This is a genomic window from Paenibacillus sp. Y5S-9 (assembly GCF_036894235.1).
Lineage (GTDB): Bacteria > Bacillota > Bacilli > Paenibacillales > Paenibacillaceae > Paenibacillus.
In genome coordinates, this window is sequence record NZ_CP145887.1 from 2,187,967 (window position 1) to 2,201,617 (window position 13,651).

At 47.0% G+C, this 13,651-nt stretch carries 12 protein-coding genes; all 12 read left to right on the forward strand.

Translation table 11 applies throughout. The features are described 5' to 3' along the window. Nucleotides 1-346: 346 nt before the first annotated feature. The 12 genes from V6669_RS09835 (at nt 347) to V6669_RS09890 (ending at nt 13,649) form a co-directional block, all read left to right on the forward strand. Complete coding sequence (locus V6669_RS09835) at nt 347-1,219, forward strand: SDR family oxidoreductase (RefSeq protein WP_338593368.1); 873 nt, start codon at nt 347-349, stop codon at nt 1,217-1,219. A 252-nt stretch (nt 1,220-1,471) separates the two neighbouring features. Further along, nucleotides 1,472-1,819, forward strand: coding sequence for a cupin domain-containing protein (locus V6669_RS09840; RefSeq protein WP_338593370.1), 348 nt, complete (start codon nt 1,472-1,474; stop codon nt 1,817-1,819). A gap of 43 nt (nt 1,820-1,862) precedes the next feature. Beyond that, nucleotides 1,863-3,683, forward strand: coding sequence for an ATP-binding protein (locus V6669_RS09845; protein ID WP_338593372.1), 1,821 nt, complete (start codon nt 1,863-1,865; stop codon nt 3,681-3,683). A gap of 279 nt (nt 3,684-3,962) precedes the next feature. After that, nucleotides 3,963-4,691: a response regulator transcription factor gene (locus V6669_RS09850; RefSeq protein ID WP_091032528.1), complete on the forward strand. Its 729-nt coding sequence runs from the start codon at nt 3,963-3,965 to the stop codon at nt 4,689-4,691. A gap of 152 nt (nt 4,692-4,843) precedes the next feature. Continuing rightward, nucleotides 4,844-6,025, forward strand: a complete 1,182-nt coding sequence (locus V6669_RS09855) for a methyl-accepting chemotaxis protein (RefSeq protein WP_338593375.1) — start codon at nt 4,844-4,846, stop codon at nt 6,023-6,025. A 227-nt stretch (nt 6,026-6,252) separates the two neighbouring features. After that, complete coding sequence (gene pstB, locus V6669_RS09860) at nt 6,253-7,008, forward strand: phosphate ABC transporter ATP-binding protein PstB (RefSeq protein WP_036609821.1); 756 nt, start codon at nt 6,253-6,255, stop codon at nt 7,006-7,008. A 63-nt stretch (nt 7,009-7,071) separates the two neighbouring features. Then, the gene (gene phoU, locus V6669_RS09865; protein ID WP_017689478.1) at nt 7,072-7,731 is read left to right on the forward strand and encodes a phosphate signaling complex protein PhoU; all 660 of its coding nucleotides are present in this window, start codon (nt 7,072-7,074) and stop codon (nt 7,729-7,731) included. A gap of 235 nt (nt 7,732-7,966) precedes the next feature. Continuing rightward, entirely contained in the window at nt 7,967-10,621 is a 2,655-nt protein-coding gene (gene polA / locus V6669_RS09870; protein WP_338593379.1) for a DNA polymerase I, read from the forward strand. Between the two features lie 118 nt (nt 10,622-10,739). After that, the gene (mutM, locus tag V6669_RS09875; RefSeq protein WP_338593381.1) at nt 10,740-11,567 is read left to right on the forward strand and encodes a DNA-formamidopyrimidine glycosylase; all 828 of its coding nucleotides are present in this window, start codon (nt 10,740-10,742) and stop codon (nt 11,565-11,567) included. A gap of 100 nt (nt 11,568-11,667) precedes the next feature. Next, entirely contained in the window at nt 11,668-12,483 is an 816-nt protein-coding gene (locus V6669_RS09880; RefSeq protein ID WP_074094386.1) for an MntP/YtaF family protein, read from the forward strand. Nucleotides 12,484-12,492: 9 nt separating this feature from the next. Beyond that, entirely contained in the window at nt 12,493-13,089 is a 597-nt protein-coding gene (coaE, locus tag V6669_RS09885) for a dephospho-CoA kinase (RefSeq protein ID WP_338593383.1), read from the forward strand. Then, nucleotides 13,086-13,649 (forward strand): lytic transglycosylase domain-containing protein, encoded by a 564-nt coding sequence (locus tag V6669_RS09890; protein WP_338593385.1) that lies wholly within the window; start codon nt 13,086-13,088, stop codon nt 13,647-13,649. Before coaE ends, V6669_RS09890 begins: the two co-directional genes overlap by 4 nt. The last annotated feature ends 2 nt before the right edge of the window (nt 13,650-13,651 follow it).

Consider the following 13,651-nt stretch of genomic DNA (forward strand, 5'->3'; position numbering starts at 1 on the left):
ATGAGAGTTAAAGCACATCAGTATACTGTACATTGTACATCAGCCCAAGCAGCATAGGAATACACTTTGTATCATGAAACAGTCTAATTTCGAATAAATTTCGAATTTTGGCAAACCAGGCATTGAAGCAAATCGATTGTTTGATATCCAAAGAGAGTGGTAAATAACGATTAGAGACAGCGCGCTGAGGCTTAAGTTGCTGTTCATCGCAGAAGAATAATCTGAACTGTTCATGCCATCCTACAGAATGAGACTTTTTCAGAGAACGAAAGACAAGGAAGATTGCAGTTAGAGTCCATGTCTTCTGTAATCCAAACATGTTCACATTTTGAGAGGAGAATGTTAGATGTCAACCAATACACAACAAAATCAAAAAACAATGCCAGCACAGCATCAGGATCAACGCCCCGGTATTGAATCGGAGATGCATCCCAGACCGGAATTTGAGAAGCCTGAATACAAGGCAGCAGGTAAACTGACGGGTAAGGTGGCGCTTATTACAGGGGGTGACAGCGGAATTGGACGTGCTGTTGCTGTTACGTATGCCAAGGAAGGCGCGGATGTCGCGATTGTATACCTGAGTGAGCACGAAGATGCCAAGGAAACGAAGCGTCAGGTCGAACAAGAAGGACGCAAGTGCATCTTGATTGCAGGTGACATTGGTGATGATGCCTTTGCGAAGAAATCGGTTCAGCAGACAGTAGATGAACTGAGCAAACTGGACATTGTCGTGAATAACGCAGCAGAACAGCATCCACAGCAGAATCTGGAGGATATTACGCCAGAACAGCTGGAGCGTACATTCCGCACCAACATCTTTGGTATGTTCTATGTGACGCAGGCAGCCCTGCCACATCTGAAGAAGGGCAGTACGATTATTAATACAACCTCCATCACAGCCTATCGCGGAAGCCCGACCCTGCTTGACTATTCATCTACCAAAGGAGCAATCACTTCGTTCACTCGTTCGCTATCGATGAATGTGATTGAGAAGGGAATTCGTGTTAATGCCGTTGCACCAGGGCCGATCTGGACACCACTCATTCCATCCACATTTGATGAGAAAAAAGTAAGTGAGTTCGGCGCAACGCAGCCAATGAAGCGGCCAGGACAACCGGATGAACTGGCTCCCGCTTACGTATACCTTGCTTCGGATGACTCTTCGTATGTGAGCGGACAGGTGATGCATGTGAATGGTGGCGAAGTGGTGAACGGATAATACGTTAAGAACGTTTAGATTCAGGATAAGATTGATTATATAGAGAGACGTATCGCTTTCAGCATGGCTGAGCGGTGCGTCTTTTTTATATCAGGTGAATATGTATGTCAAAGATGCGGTTAGCACCTGTTTACAAAAGTCGGCATCTCTGTTGATACAATTATGATAATTTATTAATAGCCATGTCTGACTGGAAACTCCCTAATCTGTGATATGATAGATCGAGCAATTATACTCGGAGGGACAAGTCATATGAAAATGAGCAAACAGAATGCAGCACATTATATATGGGGTGCACAGTGCGACGGTTGGCATCTCGTTCAAAATGAAACACTCAGCATTATTCATGAGCGAATGCCCGCAGGAACGGCTGAAATACGACATGTTCATTCGGTAAGCCGTCAGTTTTTTTTCATCCTCAGCGGTGAAGCATGTATGGAACTTAATGGAGAGACGTTTGTGCTGGAAACTCATGAAGGAATAGAGATTGCACCCGGAATGCCGCATCAGATGATGAATCGGAGCGACGAAGAAGTGGAGTTTCTTGTGATTTCCAATCCGGGTACCCGTGGGGACCGAATTGAACTGGATTCAAAGTAGAGCAATTCATTAAATATTAATCTGATCATAAAGGAAGAGATAGATGAGACCGTTCCGAATTCGCCTTGCCATCATTATGATGGTGCTGATCGGCGTATCCGTCATTGTGGCTGGATATACGATGGGCAGAGTGTTTAAGACTACGCATATATCCGCATTGGAGCAAACCATGGTGCGCGAGATTAATTTGCTCAAAGCAACTTTTCCATTCCATGATGCAAGTGATCCAACTTCGGAAGCCACACGAAAGTATTATTCCGATCGGGCGCTCGAACTGGATCGTCTGACGGATTCCCGGGTAACCTTCATCAATAAAGACGGCATGGTCATTGGAGATTCCGAGAGTGATCCGGCATCGATGGATAATCACTTGAACCGTGAGGAGATTAAGGGTGCCGTCGGAGATGGATACGGGCAATCCATACGTTACAGTGAAACATTGGGACAGGACATGCTGTATGTAGCACTACCTGTGAATTCGGATCAAAGTGACATGATTGAGATACCTAGCGGCAAATTTGACGGCTATATCCGTCTTTCGATGAGTCTGCATGCAGTTGATCAGGGACTTCAGCGTGGTTGGATGATTATGTTTGCTGCACTTGGACTGCTATTCCTAATTGTCGCGTTTGTCAGTTATCGGGTTGCACGCGGATTAACCTCCCCGATTGAGCATATTACAAAAGTAGCTCATCGGATCACCAAGCTGGAATACGATGCGAGAGTTGATGTCACGCGTAGAGATGAGATCGGACAGTTGGGGCTTGCGATCAACGGAATGGCAGACAGCTTGCAGTCCCAACTGAAGACGATTCGGGATAATGAAGCGTTGCTACAGAGTGTCCTCGCGAATATGACGGGCGGCATTGTCATGATCGACGCAGGGCAATCCATTGCACTGGTCAATCGGGAAGCGGAGCGTATGCTGGGTATTCAGGCAGGAAAAGTTACGGGTAAACCTTATACTGAATTGAAAAGACACTACGAATTAACACGTACCATTGAAGAGAGTGTTGCACTGAAAGAACGGATGCATGAAGAAGTGAGTGTGTTTAACCCGGAGGAAAAACTGATCCGTCTTGATGGAGTACCGATGTCCGAAGATGATGGCGGGTATCGAGGCATGTTGTTCCTGTTGCAGGACGTGACGGCGATTCGCCGATTGGAGTCGATGCGCAGTGAGTTTGTCGCAAATGTCTCTCATGAGCTCAAGACACCTGTTGCTGCGGTCAAAGGTTTTGCCGAAACGTTGCTCAGTGGCGGGGTACAGGATAAGGAGACGGAGCGCTCATTCCTGAAAATCATCTACGATGAAGGAGATCGACTTAACCGATTAATTGGGGATATTCTGGAGTTATCCAAAATTGAATCTAAACGTGCGCCGCTGCAATGCTCACCTGTTCATGTACACTCTTTCTTCGAAATGGTGCTGGGCACCTTGTCCAAGGTGGCGGAGAAAAAGCAAATACGTCTGGAAATGCATGTTCCGGAGGAACTGTACATTGAAGCAGATGAGGACAAGATGAAGCAGATATTTATCAATCTGTTATCCAACGGAATCAACTATACCCCGGATGGTGGACGAGTGAAGTTACAGGTGACGATGGATAACGATGATGAAGTGGTCTTTGCGGTGTCAGATACAGGCATTGGCATACCGAAAAAAGATTTGCCGCGAATCTTCGAACGGTTCTATCGTGTTGATAAAGGCAGATCCCGTAATTCAGGGGGCACGGGCCTTGGACTTTCCATCGTTAAACATCTGGTGGAATTGCATCATGGCAAATTGTCTGTAGAGAGTGAACTGGGCATGGGAACAACGTTCCGGGTTATCCTTCCATTCATTCAGGATGAAGAGATGTAGGCTTCTGGTTAGGGCATGTCTCAAAATTCGCTGAAGTGCATCTTTTACCGCCTTTTCGCCCCCTGCTGCGTCACTTTCCCTTGACGTGCCCCGGCACGCCTGCGGAAAACTTCCTGGCTTGGAACGAAAATTCGGAAAAATCTGCTTCCTTCAGAATTTTCAGACACGCCCTATCAAAATGTAAAAAGTGTGTATTGTTTTACACCGCGTTAACAAATTAGTGCTATGATAGAAAAAGTGTTGTGGCAACAGACAACCTATGAAGAGAGAAGGGGTATCATGGCACAGCGTTTGCTAGTTATTGAAGATGAACCTACATTATCGAGATTACTCACGTATAACCTGACACAGGAAGGTTACGACGTTACGGCAGAGGATCACGGATCTGCAGGATATGATCGGGCCTTGTCCCAGGAATTTGATCTCATTTTGCTGGATCTGATGCTTCCGGGCATGAATGGTCTGGACATTCTGAACAAGTTAAGAATACAGGGTGTCAGTACACCTGTCATCATTCTGACGGCCAAGAACGGTGAAGCCGAGGTTGTACAGGGACTGAAATCGGGTGCCGATGATTATATTACCAAACCCTTTGGTGTATCTGAGTTATTAGCCCGAGTGGATGCGGTATTAAGACGTTATTCCAATGGCGAAGATTTACCACAGCTTGAGGACAAAGATGGCTCGCGAATTATTCTGGGAGAGCTGGAGATTTATCCTCTGAAATATGAAGTGACACTGGGTGGACAATCCATCAGTCTGCGTCCGAAAGAGTTCGAAGTACTTCTATATTTGGCCAAAAAGCCGGGTGTTGTACTGACAAGGGATGATCTGATGAACGCTGTGTGGGGCTTCGATTATATTGGAGGTCAACGAACGGTGGACGTACACGTCAGCTCATTACGTAAAAAGCTGGAGCTGGACCCGGAATCGGTTCACATTGATTCCATTCGTGGTGTAGGTTATAAATTGGTTGTCAAAAGAAAAACTCCCCATCATTCAAGTTAGCAATGATCGGGGAGTTTTATTTTACGTTCGTTTAACATAAAGGAAGATTTTACTTTACGTAGAGGGAGTAGCATGGACTTATCTGGGTGATACTTTATACCTACATAATCTATCTCAAGACGGAGCTAATACGTAAAGGAGATTGCGCATTTATGCCCATGTTGCTCGAAGTGAAACCTGACCAGCCTCATGTTGTTTTACATAGTGAAGAATTAATAACATCCGAAATGAAGCAGAGTGAAGAAACGGTTGTTGCTGAAAAACCTTTAATCCATTTGCATGATTATTATCGTCAGGTACCTGTCGCAAGCGTCCATACGACCTGTGGAGAAGCTGCCACGATGATGAATCAGGATCAGGAGCACCCATGTATCGTATTGTGTGATGATCAGATGAAACCCACTGGATTGTTAATGCGAGAGACGTTATATCGGATGTTAAATGGCCGTTTTGCCGCAGATCTATTCTACCGAAAGCCGGTCATACAAGTAGTGAATAAATCTCCCGTTATTGCAGATATTCATATGGAAGCCTCAACAATTATTGATATCGCACTTGGACGGGATGAACAGCATTTCTACGATTGTCTGCTGGTTACGGACCAAGGCAGACTGCTTGGTGTGCTGACGATGCGTGACGTAATGTCGCTATCCCGCAGACTGCAACAGGTTGTTACGGAAGAACGCATACGTACAGTAACCGAGAGCAGACAGGAGATATCCAGAATCAACAATGCGGTCACCAAGCTGGTGAATGCAGCGAATCAGACCGTTCATGAGGCCCGTGGGATCATGGCATTGTCCAAGCGGGGCGAAGAGAGTTTGAAGCACGTCGATGCTTCCTATAACCGGGTACATCAGCATATGGAGAGTCAAGGACAACATGCGGATCACATGCTGAATTCGATCAAAACAGGCTCAGGCATGGCACATTCCATTCGCTCCCTGGCAGATCAGAGTGGTCTCCTTGCCCTGAATGCTTCCATAGAAGCAGCTCATGCCGGTGAATATGGACGAGGTTTTCAGATTGTTGCAGGCGAGATTCGAGCGCTCGCGAAACAGACCCGTGAGGTTGCGGGGAACATGTCTTCATTGCTAGAGAATATTGGTGGATTGACCCTTCAGACTGTTGAACTGGTTAAGGCAAGCGGAGCGGAGATTGACGACAGTTCGGTACATGTCACCGCAGGGGGAGCAACTTTCCGACAACTGAACAGTGCGGTGAGAGATTTGTCTCGTATAGCAGAGGAGATCGCCATGGAAGGCGGGAAAGCTGGAGAAGTGGCAGAGCACATTCGTACGAAGCTGGATGAGATGGTTTCGAATAGTGAGTAATATAAAGTAGTCAATAAGGCAGACATCAGGAATCAGATTGATCCATCAAGCAGATCATGAAGGTTAAGGATGTCTTTTTTACATTCCGTTAACATGAAAGTGATACTGTTTTTACAATGAAAGGGTAGGATATTAAAGATGGCCGAGCAGCGATGAAAGATTATCAGCATCGGTCTCAACGTAAAGGGAGTTTTCGTGTCCCTGCAGCGAAGGAGAAGTGAACATCCATGAAGGACCTCATTCACATTGAAAATCTTAATTTATATTATGATACGCATCACGCGCTTAAAAATATATCGATGGATCTGCCGGAAAAAACCGTTACTGCGTTCATCGGGCCGTCAGGTTGTGGTAAATCGACATTGCTTCGCACGTTAAACCGGATGAATGACATGATTCCGGGTGTTCGTGTGGAAGGACAGGTTATGCTGAATGGCTCTGACATTTACAGTAATGAGATTGAAGTGGAGACACTGCGTAAACGAGTTGGCATGGTGTTTCAACAACCGAATCCTTTTCCAAAATCCATATACGATAACGTCGCTTATGGGCCGCGCTTGCACGGGGTAACCCAAAAGGCTGAACTGGACCAGTTGGTGGAACAAAGTCTTGTCCATGCTGCACTGTGGGATGAAGTGAAGGATGTATTGAAAAAGTCGGCACTTAGTTTGTCCGGCGGACAACAACAGCGTCTCTGTATTGCACGGGCGCTGGCTGTACAGCCTGACGTTCTATTGATGGATGAAGCAACGTCTGCACTCGACCCGATCTCCACATTGAAGATTGAGGAACTGGTGAAGGAATTGCATCACAAGTACACGATCGTTATGGTTACCCACAATATGCACCAGGCGGCACGGGTATCTGGACGCACGGTATTTTTCCTGAATGGTGAAGTGGTGGAGGCAGCTGATACGGAGACGTTATTCTCCACACCGCAAGATTCCCGGACCGAGGATTATATATCTGGAAGGTTCGGTTAAGCGAGCTGAATTGGAATGATCCCGGCATACCCGGAGATGATGGATAAGGAGGACATGAAATCTATGATTCGCAGAAAAGAATTTGATCAGGAGCTTGAAGAGCTGCGTACCTTGCTCAAACAAATGGGTGAACATGTAGGAGCAGCATTGGATGGTGCTATTGAGAGTTTACAAACGATGAACGCGGAGAAAGCTCAGGTCATCATCAAGAATGATGCGAATCTGAATGCCCTTGAAGACAAAATTATGGAACTTGGCTCCAAACTGATCATCACACAACAGCCGGTGGCGAAGGATCTCAGACGTATTATCGTGGCATTCAAAATCTCCAGTGATCTGGAGCGTATGGGAGATCTTGCGCTCGATGTGGCGAAGGTGACACTCCGGATGGATGGACAGAAGCTGATTAAACCTCTGGTGGATATCCCGCAAATGGCAGAAATCGTGAAATCCATGATCGATGAATCCATCGAATCTTTCCTGAAAGAAAACACAGATCTGGCCTACAAAATGGCTCAGACGGACGATCAGGTCGATCAACTGTACAGCCACATGATCAGTGATCTCTACACGTTAATGACTGAGCACCCTAATCAGGCTTCTCAGGCTATGCTGTTGATGATGGTTGGACGTTACATTGAACGGATTGGCGACCATGCAACCAACATTGGTGAGAGCACGGTATACCTGGTGACAGGTAAACGCCCGGATCTGAATCAATAGAAGAGTATTGTTTTAGAATTGGGAAATCAGTGCTGATTAAGTAATAAAATCATATGAATGGAAAAGGACTTTCACTCAGGTAGGCTGTGTCACAGGCTGTCTGCGGAGAAGGTTCTTTTTTGCGAATAAAATGAAGTGAAAAGAGGCTATTCTTTTTGATGTGACAGGTGGGTATGGTATCATGAGAGTAGATGTAATTTGAAGAGGTTGACCATATAATACGCGAGGTGCTGGAATGGACAAGTTTATTCTCATAGATGGAAATAGCATTATTTACAGGGCGTTTTTTGCAATGCCGCCTCTGACCAACTCGAAAGGTTTGCATACCAATGCGGTGTATGGCTTCACCACGATGCTGCTGAGACTGCTTGAAGAGCATAAGCCTACACATGTCATGGTTGCATTTGATGCAGGCAAAATCACGTTCCGCCACGAAGGGTATCAGGAATACAAGGGCGGTCGGGAGAAAACACCACCAGAGTTGTCAGAGCAATTCCCGTTGCTCAAAGAACTGCTGAAAGGACTTGGCATCGCTCAGTTTGAGCTGGCTGGATTCGAAGCGGATGACATCATCGGAACGTTAACCAAACGCGCAGATGAAGCGGGCAGACAGGTGCTTGTTGTATCGGGTGACAAAGATATGCTGCAGCTTGCTTCCGAACATGTACATATCGGGTTGACGCGTAAAGGGGTAACCGATATTGAGCTGTATGATCCTACTCAGATTAAAGAGCGTTATGGTCTGACTCCGCTGCAAATCATTGATCTCAAGGGTCTGATGGGCGATGCGTCCGATAATATTCCGGGTATTCCCGGGGTTGGAGAGAAAACAGCATTGAAGCTGCTGCACCAGTTCGGATCCGTAGAAGATGTTCTTAACGGCACAAGTGAGCTGAAGGGTAAGATGAAAGAGAAGATCGAGGCTCACGCCGAAGATGCCCGGATGAGCAAACAACTCGCGACGATTCATCGGGAAGTTCCGCTGGAGCAGACGTGGGAGGATATGCAATTCGCTGGATTAAAAGAAGAACATGCCGGCCCTGCATTGGCCAAGCTGGAATTCAAATCCTTGCTCGAACGCCTGTCGTTCAGTGGCAGCATCGGTTCTGAACAGGAAGCGGTCCCTGCTGCCGAGGTGGAGTCTTCCATTGCAACAGAGGACAACATCAGTGAGCTGTTCAGTTCCCTCGATTCCATTGATGTCCTCCACGTGGAGACACATGGGGATAACCCGCACCAAGCGAAATTGATTGGACTAGCTCTAGGTTCCGCTGGAACGTATACGTTCATATCTCCCGAATTGCTTCATTCCGAGGCAGCGGCTCCAGTGCGGGCATGGCTTGGTAATACAGAGCAGCCGAAGCGGGGGTATGATCTTCATCGTGTGGACCTGGCCCTGCATGCGCATGGCATTGAATTTGCTGGTGCGTCATTTGATGTACAGCTGGCGGCGTATTTGCTTGATCCAACGGAATCCAACCAGACGATTAGTGGACTCACGACCAAGTATGGTCTGCCATCGCTTGTTGAGGATGACACGGTTATGGGCAAAGGGGCCAAGTACAAGGTGCCGGAAGTAGAAATCTTGGGCGATTTCCTGTGCCGCAAAGCTGCTGCAGTCGCAGCCATTATTCCACTTCAGGAGCAGGTGCTGGAAACGGATGAGATGAATTTGCTGTTCCATGAACTAGAGATGCCGTTGTCACGCATATTGGCGGACATGGAGAAACAGGGCATTAAGGCCAATACAGCCGATCTACAGGCTTTGGGCAGTGAGTTTGAAGAACAGATCAGCAGGTTGATGGCTGAGATCTACAAGCTGTCAGGAACGGAATTTAATCTGAATTCACCGAAGCAATTGGGTGAGATTTTATTTGATAGATTGGGCTTGCCAGTGGTGAAGAAAACCAAAACGGGTTATTCCACAGATGCTGAAGTATTGGAGAAATTGGCTCCTTATAATGATGTGGTCAAGCATATTCTGCAATATCGTCAGCTTGCCAAGCTGCAATCCACTTATGTGGAAGGATTGCTCAAAGAGATATCCGATCGGGATGGCAAGGTGCATACGTATTATCGTCAGACCATTGCTGCAACGGGACGACTTAGCAGTCAATTCCCGAACTTGCAGAACATTCCGATTCGGATGGAGGAAGGTCGCAAAATCCGGAAGGTATTTGTTCCTTCAGAGCCCGGATGGTCCATTTTGGCAGCAGACTATTCCCAGATTGAACTTCGTGTACTGGCCCACATTTCGGACGATGAGCGCTTGAAGGAAGCGTTTGTCAATGATATGGATATTCATACAAAGACCGCTTCGGATGTATTTGGCGTGAAGCCTGAGGATGTGGATGGGGATATGCGTCGTTCCGCCAAGGCAGTTAACTTTGGTATCGTGTATGGAATAAGTGATTATGGCTTATCACAGAACCTGCATATTACACGTAAAGAGGCCGCGCAGTTTATTGATCAGTATTTTGAAGTATTCCAGGGTGTCCGCCGATATATGGATGACATTGTGAAGGAAGCTCGTCAGGATGGTTACGTCAAAACGCTGTTGGAGCGACGTCGCTACCTGCCAGAGATTAATGCCAGTAACTTCAATCTGCGTTCCTTCGCAGAGCGTACGGCGATGAATACACCGATTCAGGGAACTGCGGCAGATATCATCAAGCTGGCCATGGTACAGATGGATGAAGCGCTGCGGGAACGCCAGCTGAAGAGCCGTATGTTGCTTCAGGTGCACGATGAGCTTGTATTCGAAGTGCCTGCCGATGAATTGGAACTGATGAAAGAGTTAGTACCATCTGTTATGGAAAAAGCATTGGAACTGTCGGTTCCACTGAAAGCCGAAGTCAGCTTTGGTGATAACTGGTACGAAGCGAAATAAATCAAGTGCTGCGCGGTTTTTCCGGTATTTTACAATAGGCCTTTCCATGTATGTGATATAAGAAAAGGGTCCCGCTGAGCGCCATCTTCCGTTATAATATAGGGGAGGTGAGAACATCATGCCGGAATTACCGGAAGTCGAAACAGTCAGAAGAACATTGAATCAACTTATTGTAGGCAAAACGATTGATCATGTTACCGTTAGCTTGCCGCGGATTATTCAGCGGCCGGACGACATAGATGCATTTGCAATGGAACTCGCGGGACATACCGTCATTGGGGTGGAGCGCCGCGGCAAGTTTTTGCGTATTTTGCTGGACGGGCTGGTGCTTGTCTCCCATCTGCGGATGGAAGGAAGGTACGGTGTGTACGAGCAGCATGAAGATGTGGAGAAACATACACATGTGATCTTCCATTTTAATGATGGTACGGAATTGCGTTATAAGGATGTGCGTCAGTTCGGTACGATGCATCTGTTCAACGCAGGTGAGGAACTGGTGTCCAAACCTTTGCTGAAGCTGGGACTGGAGCCGCTTGATCCAGCCTTTACGGTAACTGCATTCCGTGAGGTGGTTGGCAAGCGCACAACCAAAATCAAAGCAGTCCTTTTAAATCAGGCATATGTGGTTGGTATCGGGAATATTTATGTGGACGAGGCTCTATTTCGTGCAGGTATCCATCCCGAGACCATCGCCAAGACACTGACCGAAGCTCAGTTAACGGTGCTCCATGAAGCGATTGTGGCTACGTTGCAAGATGCAGTGAATGCAGGGGGATCTTCCATCAAGTCCTATGTGAATGGACAGGGTGAGATGGGAATGTTCCAGCATCAACTGAAAATCTATGGACGCAAATCAGAACCTTGTACAACTTGTGGTACGTTAATTGAAAAAACGGTGGTTGGTGGCCGTGGCACGCATTTTTGTCCGAACTGTCAGCTGCTGTAACATGAACTGAATGAACGAAATGATGAAATCATAGCACCCTTGGATTCCTCCCTCCATATACTGATATGGCAGAAATAAGCGGGCGTATACCCATACTGGCATCTTCAGTTGGCACGAGTACCGCACAGAGGAGGAGTCCGGGGTGCTGCATCATTTTATTTCATTGCTGGCGCTTGCTTTGGCGCTTAGTTTAGATGGTTTTGGAGTCGGGATTACATATGGGTTACGGAGGACTAAGATTCCCCTGTTATCTATCGCTGTTATTTCGATCTGTTCGGGATTGGTTATTGCCTTGTCGATGCAAGTAGGTGTGTTGTTGTCCCATGTGGTGTCACCGGATATCGCTTCGATTGTGGGAGCCGTCATATTGATAGGTATTGGTGCATGGTCACTGTTGCAACTCATTCGAAAGCAAGGCAAAGAACAGCTGGAAACAGACACTGGAATGGGTGAGGCAGCAGAAGCAACGGTAACTGGAGTGGGAGAAGCACAAGAGAGACTGTCGGATTCAAAGGGCAGAAATCAGGTGCTTGCACTGGATCTGGAGCAGTCGGCTTCAAATGGATCACTGGAACGAATGGTATTTACACTGGAACTGCGCAAGTTGGGCGTTGTTATTCAGATCCTTCGCAGTCCCTCCAAGGCGGATATGGATAACTCGGGGAGTATCTCTGCTCAAGAAGCGATGTGGCTTGGTATTGCCCTGTCTCTGGATGCGTTTGGAGCAGGATTGGGAGCGGCACTTCTGGGATTCCCTACACTATGGACAGCACTCATTATTGCACTGTTTAGTGGGGCGTTTCTGTCACTCGGTATGAAGGTGGGATTGCGATTCTCAGCTCTGCGCTGGATGCGAAGACTGTCTGTATTGCCAGCGCTATTGTTAATGATTATGGGGATAATGAAGTTGTTATGAGGTGAAACGATGAATATAGGCTTAACCGGCGGGATCGCGACAGGCAAAAGCAGTGTTTCCGCCTATCTCGCCAGTAAGGGAGCGTTGCTCATCGATGCAGACGTTATTGCCCGGGAAGTTATGATGCCCGGGCATCCCGTGTTGGCCGCCGCTGTTAAGCGGTTTGGACAAGCCATACTGAACGAAGATGGAACACTGGATCGGAAAAAGCTCGGAAGCATTGTTTTTCAACAACCAGAGGAACGGAAGGCATTGGAGGCCATTACACATCCGGCGATCCGAAGAGAGATGCGCGAACGGGCTGCTGCATACGCATTGCAACATCCGGATAAACTTGTGGTGTCTGATATTCCATTGCTCTACGAATCAGGTCTGGAGGACGGTTTCGAGGAAGTTATGGTCGTATATGTCCCGAGATCGGTGCAACGAGATCGCTTGATGAGTCGGGATGGAATGACTGCAGCACAGGCCGAGGCTCGAATGGATGTACAGATGGATATTGAGCGCAAAAAGCAGCTGGCAGACATTGTCATCGATAACAGCGGCTTATGGTCTGCGACGGAGCAGCAAATTGACTCATATCTACAGCGTAAGGGTTTGTTATGAGAGTATTGCGCAAGAAACGTGTACTGCTGTTGATGTTTGTGTCCTTTGTACTGGTGTTATTTCTGAATACAAACTGGATGGCATGGTTCTATCCAATACATTATAAGGAAGAGATCCGTGCCCAATCTCAGAGTTATGAGGTTGATCCGTTTCTGATTGCTTCCATTATCAAGGTGGAGACCAATTTCAAGACAAGCAAGGAATCCAAACGAGGTGCCATTGGTCTCATGCAACTGATGCCAGACACGGCCAACTGGATACTGGAACAAGCCAAAATTCCCGACACTTCGCTAGAGGAATTGAAGCACGAGCCTGAACGAAATATTCAGTTAGGTACTTGGTATCTGAGGAATCTGTCCGATCAATTCGGTGGCAATGAAGCGGTTATGATCGCTGCCTATAATGCGGGCCCAGGCAAAGTGAACAGTTGGCTTAGAGATGGTGTATGGGATGGCTCGTTCGATACAGTGAAAGATATTCCGTTTGGTGAGACGCGTCACTATGTACAAAGAGTCATTTACTATTATAATCAGTATGTAAAGATCTATAATACGTTCTAAGT